This is a genomic window from Vibrio sp. McD22-P3 (assembly GCF_021568915.1).
GTDB lineage: Bacteria > Pseudomonadota > Gammaproteobacteria > Enterobacterales > Vibrionaceae > Vibrio > Vibrio mediterranei.
The window spans coordinates 358099-379360 of record NZ_JAKGTN010000002.1 but is presented as its reverse complement, the minus strand read 5'-3'; the positions used below and the strand labels follow the sequence as shown (position 1 = coordinate 379360).

Here is a 21262-nt window from a genome sequence, read left to right as displayed (position 1 = left end):
TCACAAATTGATTACCATTTGGAATCATGAATATCGACCTTCTAAAAGCGTTCGTGACCTTGGCTCGCAGCGATACCTATCGCAGTGCTGCTGAGGCACTGTTTATCACTCAGTCAGCATTGACGAAAAAAATATATCGGCTAGAGAGTGATATTGGCGCGACCTTATTTGACCGTAATCGAGGCGGGACGAAATTATCCATTGTTGGAGAGTGCCTGCTCCCCGAAGCGAAGCGCGTCATTGCGAGCGCTGAGAAGTTTGATCAGTTATCCAACCAAGTTGCAGCTGGGCAATCCGGTTATCTTAATGTTGGCTTCGGTATTTCGAGTTTTGACATTGCACCTCGACATATCTCCGAGTTCAAGCAGCGTTTCAGCGATGTCCATGTCACGCTTAACGATCTCCCATCTCAGACACAGACAGAGCAACTCCTGTCAGGCGAGTTGCATATCGCCTACTCACGCCTCCCATGTGAAAGCAGTCTATCTTCAATCACACTCTCCAGTGATCGACTTTGCGTAGCGGTCAACCGCAGCCATAGTGAGTCGTCACTGACGTCTATACTTACTTCTCTTCCCTACTTAGCATTGAGACCAGAGCGAGGAATGGGGTTACACCAACAGATCTCAAAGGTTGCTGCGGAGCTAAATTGGCAGTTCACACCAAGCCAATTTGCCGATGACATCTTGACCTTGCTGTCATTGGTTAAAGCCAATATAGGATTTATCATTGTTCCAGAAAGTGCACGCTCTTTGGTTGATGACACGATACGTTTCCTCCCGATCCCCTCGACAGATAATCATTGGGATATTGGCGTTATTTGGAACCCCGATGTTATCAATCCGGTAAAAGACCGCTTTCTCGATATGTTGAAAGAAAACGGCCTTATTCTAGATTAAAGTTGACGATGGACTTTGTAGCATAGAGTGACGATCATAAGCATTGAGACCGCAACAAGTGATAACCCTAAGTTAGCCACTGCACTTGATGCCGATAATCCAACAGCAATCAGTATGTAGTACAGCAGACCTAAAATCGCACTCGCACTACCAACCGCTTGTTTGTAGTTCACTAACGCTTGACTTAGTACGTTAGGAATACCAACACCAAACGCCATAACCACGACCATCATAGGCAGTAAGAACCATAGGCTGTCTTGCGTCATGTAAACACCTAAAGAGCCCAGGGCAGATAAAGTAACAGCCAATTTGATTAACGATGCCGAGGTTCTACCTTTGGTAAGAAGCCGTTTGTTTATAGAGCTGCCTAAAAACGTTCCAAGCGCCAATACCACACCTGAGTATCCGAACTGTTGAGCGTCAAAACCCAGTTCACGAAATAAAAACGGGCCAATCTGGTAATAGTTGAATACTACGATATTAAAACCAGCGACCAATAGTGCCGACACCCAGATATGTTTATCAAACAGCATCTGTTTAGCCGTCTGGGTTAAGGACGTTTTGCGCGACTCTTGGCAGCCTGTTTCTGGCAATCGTAACGCACTTTTACCAAGCAGTATCACCGCCAGTAGGCATAGCGCCCAAAATACGTAGGTGTGTCCGCCTAACTGGGTGAGCTGTCCGCCTACGAACATGCCAACAACCGGACTAATGGCGATGCCCATCCCCATTAAAGAAAATACTTTCCCTAATTCCTCACCGGAGAATTTATCACGCAGCATGGTTTGTGTGACCACTGAGCCTGCTGCTGCGCCAAAAGCACTAATAGCACGAGCGACCAACAGCATCTCGAACGATGTCACAAATACGGCCGTAAAAACACCGATAGCGTAGGTTGCTAAACCCAATAGCATACTTGCTCGACGTCCTAATACATCAGACAGAATACCCCAAGCCACGACTCCTATCGCAAATGCATAAAAATACGTTGCAATGGTTGCTGCCGCGAGACTATCACTCACCCCAAAATGTTGCCCAATATCTCCTAGCGCCGGGCTGTAGATAGTTTCAACAATTTGAGGAAACATAATAAGTAGTACCATTAACCACAAAGGGGGTTTCGCTGTTTCCCCATATTTCGTTTGTTGAATCATTGTGATTCCTCCTCTTAATTTGATGGTGAGGAGTTTAGCCTTAATGGGTTTTGTACTAATATCATCATAAGAACAAAAAACATCGAAAATAAGACAAATGGCGCTAATTGATCACCAGACACGTTTCGATGCTGACGCATTGAGTGCACCTGTTATTGGTATTGCAGCAAGAGTGGGCAAACATGATTCAGGCATGCACCAGCATCAGAAAGGACAACTGCTCTACGCACCTCAAGGTTGCATGACTATCGAACTTCAAGGATGTCGTTCGGTTTTGCCGCCAACTCAAGCCGCTTGGATACCACCAAACACAGAACATCGAGCGAGCATGAATAATGTCGTCGAGTATCGCTCGCTATACTTTGATACCAACCTGTTTATTAGTGCCCCAGACACCATACAGTACCTTACCGTAAACGAGCTGTTGAAAGCCTTGATTGATAGAATGAGCTTTTGGTCTTGGGACATTAGTATCGAACAAACCCGCAACACCACAGCGCTGTTTTGGGAAGAGTTTCAATTAGCGTTAGCAGAGGTGCACCTCTTACCTATCCCCAGCGATCCGAGAGTCACGGGCATCTTGAATCATTTTTTGACCGGAGAGCAAAGCCTCCCTTCACTAGAGGAGTTTTCCCGTCATGTGGGGGCCAGCAGCAAAACCGTCAGTCGAATTTTCGCTAAAGAAACCGGTATGAGCTTTCAAGCTTGGCGACAACAATGGCGGTTGCAGCGAGCCACAGAGCTATTGGCACTGGGGCAAAGTGTTCTAGATGTTTCTTATACTTTGGAATTTTCAAGTGACAGTGCTTTTATCGCTTTCTTTAAACAACATATGGGGATCACCCCCAAACAGCTCTTTTAGTGTCGGAAAATAATATTCCATGATTTAATTTTTTGATAAAGCACTGATATTTCCGCCAAACATTCACAATGAGATTTTTCCTATACTACTTAATAAAAACAGTACGTTAGCTTATTAAACATTAGCTACATTTATACTTCGCTTCAACGATAACTAATGCCAATATATCGATAAATATTTGTTGTCGTTATGGTCATTTTTTTTAGTTTTACTCCTCCTCTTTCAAGCCTCATAGTCGCGGCGAAAACCTAATCAATTTCTCAATTCTGTTTCGATTTTCCAACGACTATTTAGGAGGCTCTGCTAGTGGAAAACACACCTGATTTCGCAGTAAAAACTGGCTTTAAAGTACCTGTTATTGCGCTATCACTTTATGCCGTCGCATCAGGTTATTTGATGAGCTTAATCCCGCTTATGCTGGGTGAATACGGTATTGATGCAAGCAACGCAAGTTGGCTAGCAAGTGTGTTCTACGCGGGTCTTTTAGTTGGTGCTGTTGTTATTGAACCGGCTGTAAAGCATATCGGTCACCGTGTCGCATTTATCGCCTGTCTAGCGCTATTTATCGCTACGATCGTTGCGCTGCCACTGATGCCTGTCGCATGGGCTTGGCTGATTGCACGCTTTGTCGCAGGTATTGCTGTCGCGGGTGTCTTCGTTATCGTTGAGTCATGGCTACTTGTAGGTGATGAATCAAGCCGTGCCAAACGTCTTGGCCTCTATATGGGTTCGCTATATGGCGGCTCTGCACTAGGTCAGCTTGGGATTGGTTTTATCGGTGTTCAGGGTAGTCTGCCATTTGTGGCGATTCTCTCTATGCTAAGCGCAGCTATTCTGGTTCTGATGTTCGTTCCAACACAGCAACCACAGAGTGCTCACTCGGCGACACTATCGTTCAAACAAATTGCAAAACTGAACCATGCTGCAATCATCGGCTGTATTGTTTCAGGCTTAACCCTTGGATCTATCTATGGTCTGATGCCTGTAGAGTTAACGCACCGCGACGTGTCACAAAGCAGTTTAAGTGCATTAATGGCCTTAGTAATCCTTGGCGGTATGGCAGTACAAACACTAGTACCTCCACTACTTAAAATAGCGGGTCGCACTCCTCTAATGGGCATGTTCTGTTTATTGGGTGTATTTGGTGTCGGCCTAGTTATTCTCAGCGATGACCTGAGTGTACTGGCGATCAGCTTATTCTTAATTGGGATGGCGACGTTCGCCCTGTACCCGATTGCTATTAACTTAGGCTGTGACAAATTGGACGAGAGTTTTATTGTCTCTGCAACGCAAGTTATGCTGTTTTGCTACAGCATCGGCTCAGTCGCTGGTCCGGTACTTGCGGATTGGTTTATGGACGGTACGCAAGGTTTGATGGCTTATTTACTTGCAACCATGATGGCAACCGCTATCTATATGTTCATTGCCAGTATTCGTACCAAGAAACACTTGGTGGCTGGCAAGTAACATCACACTTTAAGTTCACGTACAGCGTAAACAACAAAGCGGCTTTCAAGGCCGCTTTGTTACTTTGAAACCTTCAGTTTCATCTCTGGTTCATGTTTTAAGTACTATAGTTAAATCAAGTCATTACAGGGGAACGATTATGCTATCCGAACAAGACCAACAAACTAAAACTAACGCCATTGTCGCTTACGCCTGTTTACTTTTAGGAAGTTTCACTGGCATTTTCTATCTCGTTGGCGGTATCTGGGCCATGCTTAAGCGCAGTTCCTCAGCAGGTAGTCCGTTGGCTGATCACCTCGAAAACGCAGTACAGACATTTTGGGTCTCCATTATTTTGACGGTCGTGGGTATCTTCTCCATGCCGCTGTTTGGCATTGGCTACTTAATACTTGTCGGGACATCCGTTTGGGTCATCTATCGCTGTGTGAAAGGACTCGTTAGGGTGCTCGACAATCAAGGTTACAACTAAAAAAGAGAGGCTCGATTGAGCCTCTCTTTTTCGTCAGTCAGTTAGGGCAATGACTTTGTCTATCCTTAACTGCTCTATGAATCCCATATCATGACTGACAACTAACACAGTCCCTGCGTAGCCGTTAATAGCAACAATCAACTGTTGTTTTGCTTCGAGATCCAAGTGATTATCCGGTTCATCCAATAACAGGGTAGCCACCTGTTTTTGGTGCGAAGCAATCAACATGGCTAGCTTCATTTTCTCGCCACCACTGAGTTGCTCGACTTTGTCATAGACTTTGTCTCGCCTAAAACCGATGCCAGCTAATAGAGTACGAGCAACAGGAATTGTCATCTCATTACACCCTTCACACACAGCGTCAATCAGCGCTAAATCACCGTTAAGTATAGAAAAGTGTTGATCTAAGTAAAAACACTGCGTATTGACTCGAAGCCCATCAGTCACATCACTTGAGTTTTGGCTAACAGCGAGTACTCGCTTTAAAATGGTCGACTTACCCGAGCCATTACGACCTTTTAGCCACGCATGCTCGCTGGTAAGCACCGTCGCACGAATCGGTACACCAAGCACATTAGCATGCTGAAATGCGTCAAACGCGATGGCTGTCTTACCCTTCGTTTGAACCACTCCGGTGTACCATTTCTGCGCTTTATTCTGTTCTATTTGATCCGTCACTTGCTGAAGTTTTTGATCCAAAACCGCGAACTGGCGTTCACTTTGAGCGGCAATCGCGGCGTTAGCATTCTGTGCGCCTTGCTTTTTACCATCCATCAGTATTTTTGGCTGGCTACCACTCGTCCTTTGCGCTTTACCTCTTGTCGCGAGTTTTTGAGCTGTGATTAGCCGTTGGTGTGCTTTCTCTGCTTTTACCTTTCTTTCCTTAATCAGTGATTTTGCTTTGTCCTGCAACGCTTGCAGATGCTCATTTTTGTGAGCTACGAATGTTTGGTAGTTGCCTCCATAACAGGTAATACCTAACGAGTTCAGCTCGAGTATTTTGTCAACGTGATTGAGGAACGCAATATTGTGGCTTACTACCAGCACCGGTCTATCTATTGTTTTCAATTGCTTCACTAACCAATCAACATGCTCAGAATCTAAATGGTTAGTAGGCTCATCAAGAACTAATGCGTCATAATCTTGCTGCAGTAGTACATAAAGCCTTAATACCGCACGTTGCCCACCACTTAATTGCGCGAGTTTGATATTGAGATCGGTAGGCAAACGCAGTTGCGTGAGTAGCCTTGCTAATTGTTCAGCAAGATCCCATTCATCATCGGCAATCATGTCAAACCAATGACAAGAGCTATCACCTTGCTGAATGTGCTCAAGGGCGAGCAACTTTTTTTCCACACCTAATAGTTGAGCAATACTTTGAGACAAGTCTGATTCACTTTCTAATTGGTTATAGAAGCCAACAGATCTGATCTGGTTCCCCCACTCCACTCGCCCTTCAGACGGTGGGGTTAATTTAGCGAGGATCTGCGCCAAATGACTCTTGCCACTGCCATTTTTTCCTACTAACGCTGTGATGCCTTCTTCAGTTGAGAAGCTAATCGATGAAAATAGTCGGTCTCCATCAGGAAACTGCTTTGAGATTGAAATTGCATGAAATGCAGTCATACATCCTCCTTTACAGAGCATGTGACGCTTGGCAGATAGTACTATTTCAAGTCAGCTATATGCTGAGGATAGAGATGTGTAGATAGAACGAGCCAACGCCCACTAACTCTGCGATTTCAAAAGTTACTTGTATAAAACGATCGAAATTGAGTTAGTTGTTCATGTAGGCGTGTACTCCTAGGAAAGTGATAGTGAATTTATAACTCAAGCGGCATGAGAAAACTACTGTTCTGCTCAAAAAAGCAAAATTCTCTGCGTCTTTTTTGAATTAGCACCGTCTAATTTAATGACCACTTATTTATGATAAGAGAAACCTATGTTTAAAGTAACCTCATCAACGTCCGCTACGCAGAACAACTTTATCAAACATGATTCTGTCATGTTGAACCAGTTTTACGGAACAAACGATGTCATACCCTATTGGGTCGCTGATATGGATTTTCCCATTGCAAATCCAATTACGCAGGAATTACAACGTCTTGTTGAGCGCGAAGTTTATGCTTACGAGTTCGACTCTTCTCGAGTTTTTTCAGCCATTGCGCGCTGGAATGAAACAGCACATAACCTGTCATTAGACCCAAATCACTTCGTGCAAGTACCGGGCGTCTTGAGTGCTATTGCCCTGTTGATTCGCCAATTTACCCAGCAAGGCGACGGCGTATTGATTCAAACACCGGTTTATCATCAGTTCCGCAGATTGATTGAATCGGCAGGCAGAGTGGTTGCAGGTAATTCTCTCAAGATCGAAGATGGACACTACACCATCGACTTTGACGATTTTGAGCAGCAACTCAAACAGGGCAATGCCAAAATGGTTCTTTTGTGTAACCCTCATAACCCTGTTGGTCGTGTTTGGACTCGCTCTGAACTTCAAACGATGGTCGATATTGCCCGCCGTTACGATGTGATTATCGTTAGTGACGAAATCCATGCCGATATCGTTTTCGACGCTCATACATTCACATCAATTGTCTCTTTGGGATACGAAAAAGCGATCTCCATTATCGGCTCACCCGCTAAAAACTTTGGACTTAACAGCATAGCGAACGGATATATATACACCGATAACGACACTTTGTATCAACAAATCAAATCAACCGTGAGTTCATTGGCTATCGACCATGGGAATGCGCTAACAACTTATGCCACCATCGCTGCTTACGAGAAAGGTAGAGAATGGTTTGAAGGCTACTTGCAATACACTCAAACCACTGTTCATTGGATCGCCGAGTTTGTTGCCTCATCTTTGCCAGAAATCACCATGTATAAACCTGAGGGTACCAACCAAATCTGGTTCGATTTTTCCAAGTTACAACTAGCGCCGGATGCGCTGAAGTCTTTGCTAGTTAACGAGGCAAAAATGGGGCTGACTCCGGGTGCATGGTTTGGCGAAACCAACCCTAATTACTATCGCATGAATATCGCAGTGGACAGAGCACAGATCCAAGCGTCATTTGCTAGGTTGCACACCGCAATTAAATCTCTCTAAATCCCACTCCCCTTAATGGCTAAGGGGAGATTCACTGCCGATTTAACCACGCTTCCTTTGGAGCATAATCGGTCACACCGCCGTGACCGATTTCGATATCACAACATCGCATGATATGCTCCCTCAGCTTGATTCGGCTTCGTTGAATTCGACTCTTAGCACCAGATAACGATATCCCCATTCGCTCCGCTATCTCTTTTTGAGATATTCCCTCAAGTTCTGCCAGTATTAAAGGTGTGCGATACTGCTCTGGTAATTCATCTATGAGCGGTCTTAAACATTGTGACACCTCTTGATGAGCCTGCTCTGCCGTATCCGGCTCTTCATGAACAAGATCTTGCGGTAACTGGTCGAAATCACGACGCTGACGGTAGTGATCCATAATCGTATTATGGGCAATGCGAAATAGCCAACTACTCAAACTTTCTTGGGACTTGAGCTGATGTAAATTATCACTCGCTTTGATGTAAACATCCTGCAAAATGTCGTCAACAAAATGCTCATCATCCACTTGTTTCGCGATGTAATTTCTTAGTTTTGTTTTGTGATTTTGCCATTCTGCAAGCATAAACCCAGGCTCCTAACCCCACATTGCCTTAATTAATCTCTTTAAGACGAAGCAACCCCATAAAAGACGCAACTTTTCTGCCGATGCATTAAGGTCATGATAAAACACGAATAGGCTGAATATCTTGCGTCTCTGGGAAAGTGTTGTTGAGCGTCGTTTGATCCGCCCCCATATGCTGCTCTAATACACCTTTGATGACAGCACGAACATCCAACGTTGGTTGTAAGTCACGCCCCTGATAGAGCTGATTGCTAGCTAATCCTGGCCAATCGGATAAAACCTTAGAGCGTTGTACTGCTCCTCCCATCACCAACATCGCATTGCCTGTGCCGTGATCGGTCCCTTTGGTCCCATTCTCGGCGGCGGTTCGTCCAAACTCACTCGCTGCAATTACCACAGTCGACTGCCATTTTTCGCCTAATGCGGATTTTAACGCTGCCATACCTTGGTCAAACTTATTGAGCTGATTGGCAAGTCTGCCTTTTTCCGCCCCTTGCGACGAGTGTGTGTCCCATCCGCCCAGCTCTAGCACTACGATATTAGGCCCATTGGGCGAGCTCACAAACTTGCCAGCCTGCTTGGCTAAGTTGGTAAATTGTTTATTTTGATTGCCGCCCATGGACATTGACTCTAACTTCATTGCTTCTTCAAAGTTTGCAGAGAGTTTGGCATCAGATTGGAACATTTCGACAAGTAAATTGGCTTGTTCTTCTTTAGCTTTTAGCTTGTGAGGAAACCAACTGCTGACTTTGACATCACCTTGAGCAATCAATGGTAGCCCGGCATCAATAGCAATCGCTTGGTTGTTCTGTTGTGTCGACAAAAAGCGATTCAACCACCCCACAGGATCAAATGGATCCGTGGAGCCATTTTCTAGAATCTTCTGACCATCAAAGTGAGAACGACTTCGATAACCAGTGGCACAAGCATGAACAAACATGGCTTGCTTGTCTTGATACATCTGATGAACACTTTTTAATGCTGGATGTAAGCCAAACCCTTTCTCTAACGGGTTAAGCTGATCTTTGGTGAGTGCTATTGTTGGCCGTAACTTTTGGTAATGCTCATCAAAACTTGGTACTACCACGTTGAGGCCATCCATCGCGCCACGAAGTGTTATCCAAATCAGTACATTTGGGCTTTGCGTTGACGCAAAGGAGAAATTGGGTAGCAAGGTAACCAGAGACGCCGCTCCTACGCCTTTCAAAAAATGTCGTCGTGTCGTCATAACCGTTTACCTATATTGAAACTGTGGGCTCATCCAAAGCGCAACAAACTTGGAACTGGCATCTTGTGCCTTTTCTAACGCAGTCAGTAGGTGTTCATCGACTTCATTACCATAAAGGCGTTGTGCAATCTGTGTCACCCTGTCATCCGGATTCTGTTTACTGCGCTCAATCTGGGTAATCAAAAGCTTAGCCACTTGGTTGGCGACTTGCCAACGCTGAGTCAATGCGGCCGAGCTATTATAATCAGCGTCGTTATCAGGCCACCCTGCGGGCGACCCTGACATAAACGGTTCTTGCCCTAATTGTCTCAACATTGAATGCATCTGCTTCTGGTTGGGTTCAAAATCGGCGCTGCGGAGCACGGCAAAATACCATTCCTGAGGTGTACGAAAACGCAGGCGCTCATCCTTATTTTTGAGGCTGCTATTAATCAATGTCAGATATACCGGAATTAACATGCCTTCGTTATCTATCCAGACTTTGGTGAGTTTATCTACCAATGAAGAGTGTCCTACACCGTAGAAATGCTCGACCAATTTGCCACATAGATGTCTTGCGGTATTTTCATGATTTGCAAGATCGCGAAGACAGCTCATGCCCTGTTCTTCACCTTGCTGATCGTACACTTTACCCAATACGTTAATCGCACCAGGTTCATGCATGGTCGATGAAAAGCGATAACCTGGACTGTCCGGTTTAAAGCTCACCGTCCAACCAGTGATACCCTGCGCGAGCTCAACAACATCGTTTTGTGTATAGCCACCATCCACGCCTAAAGTATGCAACTCTAAAATCTCTCGAGCTAAGTTTTCATTGAGTCCTTTATTGCGCTTTTGCCCTGCTTTGGAATTAGGCCCAACTGACTGGTGGTTATCAAGGAAGATCAGCATACTGGGGTGTTGAATCACGCCTACCAGCATACTCGGAAAATCGATAGACCAAAGCTCTCTGATTACTTCATTTTCAACACCAGAAGCAATTGGACGGACTCTACGTGTATCCGCGGAGATCGCAAAATGGTTGCTCCAAAATTGGATTAAACGTTCTTGAAAGCTTAGTGGAGTGTATAGGGTATGTAAGTTTCGCGCATGAACAAGATTGCGAAAGTTTTCTTGAAAAAACGCATTATTGGTTTTGGTAAACTGTTTTTTCTCTTCTGCGCTTTTTGCTGCCTTTCGTCTTCGATTCAGGTCACCAAAATGTGCCAACATTTCATCGGTAGATGGAAGCGATGAAATCGCCTTATGAGTATAAGCCTGAGCTTTGAGTTGCTCATTTAAACTAGGTTCAAGCTTAGCATCACCAACTCTTGGCCCAAAACCAAATCGCTGCGAAACAATGTATTGAGCAGTGTCCTTGTTCTCCATGGCAACCTCTGTAAGTATGCGATACCTAAAGCATTACACACTAAGCAAAAATTGCACACCTGCCCTGACGATAAAATAACAAACGGCGCTCATTTGAGCGCCGTTTTGACTTTATCCGGATAGGATTAAGAACGTTTAGGTTGCTTGTAAGTCTTACCTGCCGCCTTATACGTGTCACTTTGCTTCATTTCAAACATAGCGTCGAAGAACCAAGCGACAAACTTAATGATATCGTCACCTTCGTTCATAATGTGCTCTACGTATTCTTGCTCGTCACCGTTATCATCGATATCGGTGAATACATGATAAATACGCTGTTCACCATCGACATCCGCTAATGCAAATTGACCGCTTAAACTGTTTGCTGCCTCGACAATCTCTTGGTTCTCGACGCTTTTAAGCTTATTCAATGCATCTGGGAGCGTTTTGAACTCGCAAAGCTGCATGACAAGTAGTTGAAATTCTAGTTGTTGCATTATCAATACCGTTATTAACCTAGCGAACTACAAGCTCGCCAGTTTAGTTTCTTGTTTCTCAAGCATAGAGTCTAACTCATCACGACGAGCAATAAACTGCTTGAGCTCGTTCTTGGGCACAGAGTCTGCCATAGGAATGTTCGCTCGCATAGCATTAACTGGTCGCCCACGAGAAATCAATTCGTAATGCAAGTGAGGCCCAGTCACTCGCCCAGTCGCTCCAGACAAGCCGATACGAGTACCACGAGTCACCTTTTGACCTTTCTTCACCAGAATCTTACTTAAATGAAGATAACGAGTCTTGTACGGACCACCATGGTCGATAACGATATACTTACCTGCATATGGGTGGTTGCGCACCATAGCAACAACGCCATCACCAGTGGTATAAACATTCGTACCAGTACGAACACCGAAATCAGTGCCGTTATGCGGGGCAATCCTGCCTGTTACAGGATGGCGACGGTTAGGGTTGAAGCCTGAGGTAATTCGATGATTTTTCACAGGGTAGCGCATAAATGCACGCTGTAAACTGTCACCTTTAGCATCATAGTACTGACCATTAGTATGAAGGTAAGCTGAGTACATCGCGCCACGGTTAAAGATCTTAATTGCTTGTATTTCAGAGTTACCTGTCGCGGTGCCATCAACAAACTGACTGTTTTTGACAACTTCAAAACGGTCACCGGCACGAAGGTCACGAGTGAAACTCAGTTTGTCTTTAAGCAGTGTAACAACTTGCTCAATCTCACGAGGGTTTAAACCTAATTTGTTCGCTGAAGAAGAGAAGCTGCCATGAATTTCACCGACCAAAGCCACGCTTTCCCACACGCCAGGAATAGAGACATCCTTAAATTCAAAGCTACCGTCGTCTAGTCGAGTATAAACCGCTTTTTCGGCCACACTGCGTTGAACTTCCAATTGACCGAGTGCGCCAGTGGCTTCATCTTGCCAAAATCGCATCTTGTCACCGGGACGCAGCGTGTCGAGCACTAAGTAATCCAAATCGGTTTCCATTACTGACATCATGTCTGAGTAAGGAAAACCAAGTTGGTCGAAAATTTGGCTCAAGCTGTCACCTGACTTCACGGTATAGGCGAATTTAGGTGGTAGTTCAGCTTTGGTTGGCTCAGGAGTAATGGCTTTGGCGATAGGTGAATCATTAAGGTCTAGCTCTACCGTTCCGTTGAGGTTTGAGCTAGGCAGACTATGAAGAAACAGAAACGCCGCGATAAGAGGCACGGTAAAAGCGAGGCCGCGTTTTAGTTTTCGTGACGGCGTCTTTGCCGCGCATACGCCGTCTATAGGTTGATTCGATTGCACAATGGTTCCAATGCATTCCATTAAAAAGAGCCAACAGGTTAATCGTTTCTTCGGCGAATTGCATCCGATTGAGAGGAAAATTAAGGTAAAACCTGTGATAAGAATGTAAAAAAGCGAAGCTTGTCGCTTCGCTTTCTACAAAATCAGCATTACTGAGAATCAGGCTTCACATACCTGTTCTGTTTTTACAATACAGTTGTCGGCGCCGAAGCCATTTGGTACATAGTTATCCGCTTCAGCATCATTAACCCAGTCGTTCTCATTCACAAGGTAGCGGAACTGAAACTCCGCGTTTTTTGGCAAACGAGTTTTATATTTGAAAGATTTGGTTTTCGCAACTTTCTTCATTGGCATAGGTTGCCAATCGTGAAATTCTGCCACTAGTACCGCACTTTCAATATTGGTCGCATCCAGTTCGAACGTGACTTCTACTTCATCTTTAGTTTTAAAAAAACGCTTATTGATCATTTGCAAGCTCCGTTTGTCTAAAAAATAACAACATCAAAGTGTCATATTATGTAATCAAGCTCACATTCTCAACATAATAAGTGACAAAGATGCATATCATTTACGAGTGGAAACAAATTCCAATTAACATCCTGTCAATTTGCCATTTTTCAGTGTGCAAACCAGTGAATTTTCCTTTGTCGGCGTTTCTGTCATTGACTGTTCAGGGCCATGGCTTTTGAACATTAATGTTGCATCCTGTCCGGATAAGTCTAGAGATTCAATGTCCACTCGATCCCCAGCTAGTTTAGCGTCTGTAAGAATTACTCGCTGCCTTGATTCGTCCCAATTAAACAAGCCAAGGTAATAGAAGACTCCCGAGCCTTGGTTACTCACGGCAAATGGTACAACAGCGAAATGAAGCTTATTGTTTTCAAACATGAGTTGCTTAAATTGATACAGTAGGTAGACGTTGCCACGCTCCATACCATCATCATAACTACCTGCAGCCACTTTTTTATCAACATCGATATCAGTAAGCAAAGAGAACGCGCTGGTTTCTGGTACCTGAATTGTCCATGGATTTGCCACTTTAACGCCTAGAATAGTCTCTACGACGACATCGGCCTTTTCTGCTTGGTGAGATGGGAATTTGGCCAGTATCTCCTCATCACTCATCGAAAATCGATAGACTCCAGCCACAATGACAACGACGAGAAGACAAAGTGGGATCAGTAAAATCAGTGGCACTGGAAGTTTCTTGCGAGGCATTGTGATAATTCTCAATAAGTTAAGTTCTTCGTTTAGTGTAGCGCTTTCGATTACTAAGCTCAAAGAGTAACAACCCACTATACTTAGACAGATTTACAAAGCCTTAGCACCGAACATTGTTTTGCATATCATTTACGACATCAGCACTAAATTATGAATATTTAGTCCTTATTGATGAATAGTATTGCCTTGATTGATAAAAAGCAGTAATCTTGCGCGCAATGAGCAAATATGGATGTTTAGTGAATAAATAGGCAACGGAATTGTCCATTATTAACTAGTTGTAACACGAGAGAAAAATGCAAAATAGCGCTCAATCTGTTCCTGAGTCTGGAAAGAAAGGCAACTTCTGGATGTTCTTCATCCCGTCTTTAATTGGCCTGTTCCTGTTCATGGCTCCAATCACCTTTGACGGCGGTTTAACTATACCTGTCGCTGTCTTAGCTAAATCACTACAAGCGGCGGTTGGCGATTTCATCGTACCTCTAGTTACAGCTATCATCGCATTTATGGCTATCGCGTCAGTCATCACCCGCATTGCTAAGCCAACATTCATTAATAACAATGAATTTTTAAACGGTCTATTTAATCCAAGCCCAATGTGGTTAGCAGTTCGTTTGATCGGTGGCTTAGCGGTAGTAATGACTTACTTCCAAGTTGGTCCTCAAGCGATTTGGGAAGAAAATACCGGTGGTCTAGTACTCGAAGGTCTGCTACCCACTCTATTTGCTGTATTTATCTTTGCAGGTTTATTGCTTCCTCTTTTGCTTAACTTTGGTTTGTTAGAACTATTTGGTGCGTTACTAAGTAAAATCATGCGCCCAGTATTCAACCTACCAGGTCGTGGTGCTATCGACTGTATGGCATCTTGGTTAGGTGACGGTAGTGTTGGCATTCTTCTAACGAGCAAGCAGTACGAAAACAAATTCTACACCATGCGTGAAGCAGCCGTTATTGGTACTACTTTCTCAGCAGTATCAATCACGTTCAGCTTAGTGGTTATCGCTCAGGTTGAGCTTGAGCATCTGTTTTTACCGTTTTATGGCGCTATCTGTTTAGCAGGTGTTGTTGCAGCGATTATCATTCCTCGTTTGCCGCCACTACGTAACAAAAAAGACGTGTTCATTGACGGTACTAAACCAGCTAAAGATGCTGAAGTGATTCCTGAAGGCCATTCTACTTTCTCTTGGGGTCTTGATTTAGCACTTAAACGAGCAGGCACTGTTACTTCTGCAAAATCGGTGTTTGGCGAAGGTATTAAGAATGCCGTAGATATGGTGTTTGGGGTTCTTCCTGTGGTTATGGGCCTAGGTACAGTCGCGCTTGTTATCGCTGAATACACTTCAGTGTTTGAAACGCTCGGTACACCATTTATTCCTTACCTAGAGTTATTGGGCGTACCTGAAGCAGTTGCGGCATCCAAGACTATGGTTGTTGGCTTTGCAGACATGTTTATTCCGTCAATCCTAGCAGCATCAATCAATAGTGAAATGACGCGTTTTGTTATCGCCGCGATGTCCGTTACTCAGCTTATCTATATGTCTGAAGTGGGTGCTCTACTACTTGGTAGCCGTATCCCAGTAAACATCTTCGAACTGTTCGCTATCTTCATCCTGCGTACTTTGATTACGTTACCTGTTATCGCTGGTGTCGCGCATTTGATTTTCTAGTAAAACATATTGCTCAGTTAAAAGGCTCACTTCGGTGGGCCTTTTTAGTATGGCTTACCTTTTGCGTTTCCATTCAAACCATCGTATCAACCATAATCCAAACCTTTCCCCTTCACTAATTACTGTGCTCAATAACAAACTCGCTAATTTAGGCGCCCACATGGCAACAGAGTAGTGTTGTTATTGATTATTGGACAATGCCTACTGTTATTGATTACGGTCCAACATCGCATCGTGTAGAGGCTTTTTGGAGAGATAAGTTATGAGGAAATCAATGAGAACATCATGGTGACGGTGGGATATAGTAAGCGCTCACCGAGGACAAGCCGCAAGGGGAGTGTTTCGGCGTAATCTCAGGTAGTTGTTCGACGATTGAAGCTCTAGTAGTCTAAACAAGAAAACGGAGCCGATGGGCTCCGTTTATATAAGGCAGTGTTTCTGTTCTATACGGCTAAGCGCTTAGAAGAAGTACTTGAAGCGTACGCGGAAACCAGTGTCCTTGTCTTCTGAAACGTCTTGCTGAACAGTTTTGTCGTTAACTTTAGTGTGGTATGCACCCACGTAAATAGAGAAGTCTTCAACTTGAAGTACATCTGCAAACTCGTAAGAAGCATAAACAGTGTCTACATTTACTTTACCATCTAGGTAAGTACCAACTTTCTTACTTTCATAGTCGTTCTCTGCCCAAACGTAACCAAGACCAAAGCCTTTGTAAAGAGCGTTTAGACCAAGGGACATGTTGTTCTCATCAACTGCATCCATGTATGCAAAGTTTGCAATCAAGTTCCAGTCATCAGTTGTATAGTTTGTAGTCACACCGTAACCCATACGGTCAGAGATATCTACATCGCCATCTACACCTTGTACAACAACAGCGTCTTTAATTAGGTTTGCTTCCATAGAGGCAGCAATGCCAAAGTTGCCCGCTTGATAGCCTACAACTGGACGAACTAGTAGAGAATCCTTAGAGCTCTTGATTTGTACGTTGTGGTATTCTTTGTCAGCAAATAATACAGAACGGTCACCGATCATTGTGGCAAGTTCTAGGTAAAGGTTGTCAAAGTTTTGGCTATACATGATTTGACCATCAGCACCACGACCACGGCCTTCTTTCATTTGATAAACATATGGTGCGTCGCTTGATACTAGATCATTAGATGTATCACCAGAGTATTCAAGGAACGTGTCTTGACCTACTGGGAACATGTCAAATGCTTCGAAACGACCCATACGCACGTTCCAGCCATCTTGAGCACCGAACGCAAACCATGCGTCATCCAGTGCAACTTCACCGTTGCTTTGCATTAGCGGTTGAACATTTACTTGGAAAACATGACCTGTAGAAGTTAGACGCTCTCCTGAGAACTCAAGAAGAATACGACCAGATTGGCTAAAATTGTAATCAGATTCGCCAGCAGCTGGGTGCTCGCGGTCAAAGTTCTCATAGTTGAAATCAAATTCAACATCACCACCGATAGAGAAGTTACCAGTTTCGTTGTCAACGATGCTGATACCAGCGTTTGCCGCCATTGCAGAAGAAACAAGTACTGCAGCTAGCGATAGTTTGAAAGTATTTTTCATTATTAACCCCAAGGATTGTAATTAACTATTTTTGTTATTTTTTAAAAGCTATTGAGTTGTCGTGAATAAGCGTCGTTAAACTTTGAAAACTCATTCACCAGTCACATTACTCAAAAGTTTGAAAATCATGTACCGAATGAACGAGACAAATTTTCACTAATATCCCGACATGCAGCAATCCTAAGAATTTGAAAATGCCTATCTAAATCACGTTTTTATAAAAATGCAAATATTCTTATTTATCAATAGTTTATATATAAATAAATATACATTTAGCTTTAAAAACATTTATTGAGGTAATTTAGGGGAACTTTTTGGCGGATAAATTACTTTCAGTGATCTTGCTCACACACATAGTAATTCTTAACTACTATTTAAATTATTAATTATCAGTTTCCAAAATGTAACAATGGTGTAAATGTATTTTCTATATCACCTCTAATGCTCATGTTTATTTTTTCCACACTATTTGTATTGCCTTTCTATTAATCTAGTTCTCGTTATCCATGCAGTGTTATAGATATCAAGTGTAACAATATGCATAAAAAGCCTTGCTATTAGACTCATATGGTCTAAGTTAGAGATAAGGAAAAACAAAGGAGTGATGCTGATATGAACCATGCGCTAGAAAAAGACATTGTCGACGCTATGCATCATTTAAATACTGAGCAGCTTCGCGACGTGAAGCGATTTGTTGAGCGTTTATCAACACGCCAACAGCCCAGCGATTTGGTTACGGAAGAAGAATTAGCTATGATTATGGAACTAAGCACATCCAAGCGAAGCTACCGCTAATCTAGACGAGTGACCATACCTAACAAAAACGACCAGCCGAGGCTGGTCGTTTTTGTTTTCATCTATTCGTAATGAATACCACTTAAGTAATGTATCTGTCCGGTTGCTTTGGACAAATGAAGTTGGTTCAAATCGCTAACGAAAATACGTGATGTGAATACCGTCTCTCCGAAGTCACAGAATATTTCAATACTGGAATGGTCGACAAACACACGCACTAGGCTGTCATTACTTTGCCGCAGAGCGTATCGAACTGTGCCAAACTGCTCAGCATGTGTTTCCGTCACATGTGTCCTGTCTAAGCACCACTCCGTTTCATTGCCAGAAAACGTCATTTTGTCGCCACTCTGATTAGCAAACTCTATAACGAAGTCTTGCTCCACACTCACTTCAAGTTCAAAAGCTCGACTAATTAGTTCATGTTGTGGCCTTAATACTTCACTACTTTCGCGCAAGTCAGTAAGTTCCACGAGCGGTGTTTGGCGCAGTTTATTACCTTCTATGCTTATCTCTCTTGGCAATGTCAGCATATGCGCCCAGTAATTCTTATCCGTTGGATACTCGCTTTTCGAATTACCTAACCAACCAATCAGAATGCGGCGTCCTTTGTTGTCTAAATAAGTTTGAGGGGCATAGAAATCAAAGCCTTTATCGAGTTCAAAGTAGCCCTGATGTTCGAACTTAAGATTCTCAGTATCTAACGGTTTACCAACGATATAGACCACAGAAAACACATTATTGAAATCGTACTTACTATCAGAAGTGACGCCTTGAGGAGAGAAAATAAAGACGCCACTACCAGTCTCCTCATAGTAGTTAGGGCACTCCCACATATAACCAAACTCACCAATGCCTATATCAACATTCCCCTTGTATTGGTAGGCATCGATTTGTCTCCCGTGATAAAGCGCCAACTTACCTTGCTGTTGATGGCTCTCAGCACCAATCAACATATAATAGTCATCTTCTCTCTTCATTGTGACAGGGTCACGCATGTTATGTGTGTAGTGTTGAGAGTTGTAGTCAACAACGACTCCTTTCTTCTCTATCTTCCCTTCTTTATCCATAACAGCGAGAACTTGAGTCGGGTGACCGCTGTTTGGTTCATATACCAAATGTCCGGTATACAGCAGGTTAAGCTGCTCACCCTCAACGACTGCCACACCAGTATGACACCCGTGTTGGTCGTAATCCTGATCAGGATACAGTGCGACTCCTCTATCTTTGAAGTGCACGAAATCCTTCGTTGATACGTGATACCAGTGCTTAAGTCCATGAACGGGCCCTAATGGAAACCATTGATAGAAAATATGATGTTCACCATTAAAGTAACTAAGCCCATTTGGGTCATTAACCAACCCATGTTTGGGTGCTATATGGTAACTCGGATAATAGGGGTCATTTTGAGTCAATGACTCAATATGTTTCAGATACTCTGCTGACACTTCGTCTAGCCGCACGAAGCGGTTTTGACGATTAGAAAAATCCATAACGACTCACTGTAGCTTTAAAACGCAAAATCCCTTCATGTCACCTAGTCGCGTCCATGAAGGGATAAAAAGGAAATAAGTTATTGAGGTTCTTTGTAGAACAACTTAGTCATGACAAAAGCTACCAAAGCAGCAACCAACATGACCACGATATACATACCAAGACCACCACCGAGGTACAGCAGCATTCCAGGAAGCATCGTCGCCCCCGTACCCGCTGAACCAATTCCTGCGATAGCACCTAGGCAGCCACCGATTGCACCGCCAACGCATCCATAAAGGAATGGCTTAACGCGAGGTAAGGTCACTGCAAACATTGCCGGTTCAGTAATACCAAATAACGCAGGTAGCGCTGCCCCAAACATGCCTGACTTTTTCACCTTGCTGGTTTGCATAGTCATCACCGCAATCGCCGCACCAAATTGACCTGCAATCGCAGCGGTACCCAGTGGGTTGATATAGTCAAAACCAGTTTCAGTCACCATGGCAATGGTAATTGGCACGATAGTATGGTGCATACCCGTAACGGCCATAAACTGAATCGCGCCACCGTAAATCAAACCGCCAATACCGTATGGAATTTGTAAAAAATACACTACGACATCGGTAATTAGCTTTTCGATACCTAATAGTAATGGTCCAACGAAAACTAATCCTGCAATCAGCGACACCAACAGCGTAATGAATGGAGTAAGGATAAGATCCAACACCTCCGGCACGTACTTGCGTGATGTTTTCTCAACAGTTGCAGCAAACCAACCCATAAACACGGCAGGTAAGATAGAACTCTGCAAGCCAGTGACGGCAATATTAAAGCCGAAGAAAGGAATCATCAGTGCTTCTGCATTACCAAAAGCGACATCCCATTTGCTTGCTAATTGAGGAGCAACCAGCATCAATCCGAGTACAATACCGAGTACTGGATTGCCACCGAACACTCTCATCGCTGACCATGTCACTAAGACTGGAATAAAGATAAACGCGGTATCAGTAAGCACTTGAGACAGCGTCGTCAATTGAGGTGACAATTCCACCCCAAAGCCATTAACGATCAGTCCGCGCAATCCCATCAATAAACCCGTCGCAACTAGCGCAGGAATAATGGCAACAAAGATATCTGAAAACGTACGAGTCACTCGTTGGAAAGCACTACCCGCTTGCTCTTTTTTCGGTGCGGCACTGGTTTCAACATCACCATTGCCTGTTAATACCGCAAACACCTTACCAACAAAGCCCGTACCTAGTATGACTTGGTGTTGGCCATTTTTAAAAAAGTAACCGTGAACGCCTTCTGTTTCGCCTAGTTTTTCCGCATCGACTTTAGAGTCGTCTTTCGTCACGACCCGCAACCGCGTTGCACAATGTGTCAACTGCTCGATATTGGTTTCTCCACCAAGCAGCGCCATCACTTCTGTTGCAACGATTTGAGCATTTCTTGCCATTTTTTCGTTCTCTCCCAAGAGCACAAGATAACAACCTGTATTCAACATGTATTAATGTAATACAGGATAAATACAAGTTGTATCTATTTGTGCTTTTGAACTTTAGAAACGTGCTTATCATCACATTCAATAATAGT

General features: G+C 43.8%; 19 protein-coding genes. 7 read left to right on the top strand and 12 right to left on the bottom strand.

All coding sequences use genetic code 11. From position 1 onward, the window contains the following. Positions 1-26 precede the first annotated feature (26 nt). Positions 27-899 (top strand): LysR family transcriptional regulator, encoded by an 873-nt coding sequence (locus L2W36_RS03750; protein WP_038227334.1) that lies wholly within the window; start codon positions 27-29, stop codon positions 897-899. Here L2W36_RS03750 and L2W36_RS03745 read toward each other — a convergent pair. After that, complete coding sequence (locus L2W36_RS03745) at positions 896-2053, bottom strand: multidrug effflux MFS transporter (protein ID WP_236109365.1); 1158 nt, start codon at positions 2051-2053, stop codon at positions 896-898. The two genes, L2W36_RS03750 and L2W36_RS03745, sit on opposite strands and share 4 nt — an antisense overlap. Before the next feature lie 97 nt (positions 2054-2150). Here L2W36_RS03745 and L2W36_RS03740 point away from each other — a divergent pair, with 97 nt between their 5' ends. From L2W36_RS03740 to L2W36_RS03730, 3 genes are all read left to right on the top strand, one after another. Next, entirely contained in the window at positions 2151-2915 is a 765-nt protein-coding gene (locus L2W36_RS03740) for an AraC family transcriptional regulator (RefSeq protein ID WP_031493562.1), read from the top strand. 306 nt (positions 2916-3221) lie between these two features. After that, on the top strand, positions 3222-4382 hold the full coding sequence (locus L2W36_RS03735; protein ID WP_236109364.1) for an MFS transporter: 1161 nt from the start codon (positions 3222-3224) through the stop codon (positions 4380-4382). Positions 4383-4521: 139 nt separating this feature from the next. Continuing rightward, complete coding sequence (locus L2W36_RS03730; protein WP_062456033.1) at positions 4522-4851, top strand: DUF4870 family protein; 330 nt, start codon at positions 4522-4524, stop codon at positions 4849-4851. Positions 4852-4884: 33 nt separating this feature from the next. On the opposite strand, the gene L2W36_RS03725 is transcribed toward L2W36_RS03730, so the two are convergent. Next, a complete protein-coding gene (locus tag L2W36_RS03725) occupies positions 4885-6477 on the bottom strand; it encodes an ATP-binding cassette domain-containing protein (RefSeq protein ID WP_236109363.1) in 1593 nt (530 codons plus the stop codon). A 316-nt stretch (positions 6478-6793) separates the two neighbouring features. Between L2W36_RS03725 and L2W36_RS03720 the strand changes: the two genes are divergently transcribed. Then, a complete protein-coding gene (locus L2W36_RS03720; protein WP_236109362.1) occupies positions 6794-7966 on the top strand; it encodes a MalY/PatB family protein in 1173 nt (390 codons plus the stop codon). Between the two features lie 31 nt (positions 7967-7997). On the opposite strand, the gene sigZ is transcribed toward L2W36_RS03720, so the two are convergent. From sigZ to L2W36_RS03685, 7 genes are all read right to left on the bottom strand, one after another. Beyond that, positions 7998-8534, bottom strand: a complete 537-nt coding sequence (gene sigZ, locus L2W36_RS03715) for an RNA polymerase sigma factor SigZ (RefSeq protein ID WP_236109361.1) — start codon at positions 8532-8534, stop codon at positions 7998-8000. A gap of 94 nt (positions 8535-8628) precedes the next feature. Continuing rightward, the gene (locus L2W36_RS03710; protein ID WP_236109360.1) at positions 8629-9762 is read right to left on the bottom strand and encodes a DUF1501 domain-containing protein; all 1134 of its coding nucleotides are present in this window, start codon (positions 9760-9762) and stop codon (positions 8629-8631) included. 6 nt (positions 9763-9768) lie between these two features. Then, complete coding sequence (locus L2W36_RS03705; protein WP_236109359.1) at positions 9769-11130, bottom strand: DUF1800 domain-containing protein; 1362 nt, start codon at positions 11128-11130, stop codon at positions 9769-9771. A 125-nt stretch (positions 11131-11255) separates the two neighbouring features. Beyond that, positions 11256-11606, bottom strand: a complete 351-nt coding sequence (locus tag L2W36_RS03700) for a hypothetical protein (RefSeq protein ID WP_006070412.1) — start codon at positions 11604-11606, stop codon at positions 11256-11258. A gap of 27 nt (positions 11607-11633) precedes the next feature. Continuing rightward, positions 11634-12950, bottom strand: a complete 1317-nt coding sequence (locus L2W36_RS03695; RefSeq protein WP_051868058.1) for a peptidoglycan DD-metalloendopeptidase family protein — start codon at positions 12948-12950, stop codon at positions 11634-11636. Between the two features lie 138 nt (positions 12951-13088). Continuing rightward, complete coding sequence (locus tag L2W36_RS03690) at positions 13089-13397, bottom strand: isoamylase early set domain-containing protein (protein ID WP_038227352.1); 309 nt, start codon at positions 13395-13397, stop codon at positions 13089-13091. Positions 13398-13520: 123 nt separating this feature from the next. After that, entirely contained in the window at positions 13521-14147 is a 627-nt protein-coding gene (locus L2W36_RS03685) for a hypothetical protein (RefSeq protein WP_236109358.1), read from the bottom strand. Between the two features lie 299 nt (positions 14148-14446). Between L2W36_RS03685 and L2W36_RS03680 the strand changes: the two genes are divergently transcribed. Then, positions 14447-15817: a YjiH family protein gene (locus L2W36_RS03680; protein WP_236109357.1), complete on the top strand. Its 1371-nt coding sequence runs from the start codon at positions 14447-14449 to the stop codon at positions 15815-15817. Between the two features lie 459 nt (positions 15818-16276). Here L2W36_RS03680 and L2W36_RS03675 read toward each other — a convergent pair whose 3' ends face one another. Beyond that, positions 16277-17398 (bottom strand): carbohydrate porin, encoded by a 1122-nt coding sequence (locus L2W36_RS03675; protein ID WP_236109356.1) that lies wholly within the window; start codon positions 17396-17398, stop codon positions 16277-16279. A gap of 612 nt (positions 17399-18010) precedes the next feature. Here L2W36_RS03675 and L2W36_RS03670 point away from each other — a divergent pair. Next, on the top strand, positions 18011-18193 hold the full coding sequence (locus L2W36_RS03670; protein ID WP_038227355.1) for a hypothetical protein: 183 nt from the start codon (positions 18011-18013) through the stop codon (positions 18191-18193). A 62-nt stretch (positions 18194-18255) separates the two neighbouring features. Here the strand turns inward: L2W36_RS03670 and L2W36_RS03665 are convergent, their stop codons facing one another. Then, positions 18256-19683, bottom strand: coding sequence for a sucrose-6-phosphate hydrolase (locus L2W36_RS03665; protein WP_236109355.1), 1428 nt, complete (start codon positions 19681-19683; stop codon positions 18256-18258). A gap of 80 nt (positions 19684-19763) precedes the next feature. Continuing rightward, entirely contained in the window at positions 19764-21125 is a 1362-nt protein-coding gene (locus L2W36_RS03660; protein WP_006070403.1) for a PTS transporter subunit EIIC, read from the bottom strand. Between the last annotated feature and the right edge of the window lie 137 nt (positions 21126-21262).

Excerpts from the sequence above, each read along its gene's own strand:
- L2W36_RS03750 (WP_038227334.1), top strand. The coding sequence starts at position 27 with ATGAATATCGACCTTCTAAAAGCGTTCGTGACCTTGGCTCGCAGCGAT.
- L2W36_RS03745 (WP_236109365.1), bottom strand. The coding sequence starts at position 2,053 with ATGATTCAACAAACGAAATATGGGGAAACAGCGAAACCCCCTTTGTGG.
- L2W36_RS03740 (WP_031493562.1), top strand. The coding sequence starts at position 2,151 with ATGGCGCTAATTGATCACCAGACACGTTTCGATGCTGACGCATTGAGT.
- L2W36_RS03730 (WP_062456033.1), top strand. The coding sequence starts at position 4,522 with ATGCTATCCGAACAAGACCAACAAACTAAAACTAACGCCATTGTCGCT.
- L2W36_RS03725 (WP_236109363.1), bottom strand. The coding sequence starts at position 6,477 with ATGACTGCATTTCATGCAATTTCAATCTCAAAGCAGTTTCCTGATGGA.
- L2W36_RS03720 (WP_236109362.1), top strand. The coding sequence starts at position 6,794 with ATGTTTAAAGTAACCTCATCAACGTCCGCTACGCAGAACAACTTTATC.
- sigZ (WP_236109361.1), bottom strand. The coding sequence starts at position 8,534 with ATGCTTGCAGAATGGCAAAATCACAAAACAAAACTAAGAAATTACATC.
- L2W36_RS03710 (WP_236109360.1), bottom strand. The coding sequence starts at position 9,762 with ATGACGACACGACGACATTTTTTGAAAGGCGTAGGAGCGGCGTCTCTG.
- L2W36_RS03705 (WP_236109359.1), bottom strand. The coding sequence starts at position 11,130 with ATGGAGAACAAGGACACTGCTCAATACATTGTTTCGCAGCGATTTGGT.
- L2W36_RS03700 (WP_006070412.1), bottom strand. The coding sequence starts at position 11,606 with ATGCAACAACTAGAATTTCAACTACTTGTCATGCAGCTTTGCGAGTTC.
- L2W36_RS03695 (WP_051868058.1), bottom strand. The coding sequence starts at position 12,950 with ATGGAATGCATTGGAACCATTGTGCAATCGAATCAACCTATAGACGGC.
- L2W36_RS03690 (WP_038227352.1), bottom strand. The coding sequence starts at position 13,397 with ATGATCAATAAGCGTTTTTTTAAAACTAAAGATGAAGTAGAAGTCACG.
- L2W36_RS03685 (WP_236109358.1), bottom strand. The coding sequence starts at position 14,147 with ATGCCTCGCAAGAAACTTCCAGTGCCACTGATTTTACTGATCCCACTT.
- L2W36_RS03680 (WP_236109357.1), top strand. The coding sequence starts at position 14,447 with ATGCAAAATAGCGCTCAATCTGTTCCTGAGTCTGGAAAGAAAGGCAAC.
- L2W36_RS03675 (WP_236109356.1), bottom strand. The coding sequence starts at position 17,398 with ATGAAAAATACTTTCAAACTATCGCTAGCTGCAGTACTTGTTTCTTCT.
- L2W36_RS03670 (WP_038227355.1), top strand. The coding sequence starts at position 18,011 with ATGAACCATGCGCTAGAAAAAGACATTGTCGACGCTATGCATCATTTA.
- L2W36_RS03665 (WP_236109355.1), bottom strand. The coding sequence starts at position 19,683 with ATGGATTTTTCTAATCGTCAAAACCGCTTCGTGCGGCTAGACGAAGTG.
- L2W36_RS03660 (WP_006070403.1), bottom strand. The coding sequence starts at position 21,125 with ATGGCAAGAAATGCTCAAATCGTTGCAACAGAAGTGATGGCGCTGCTT.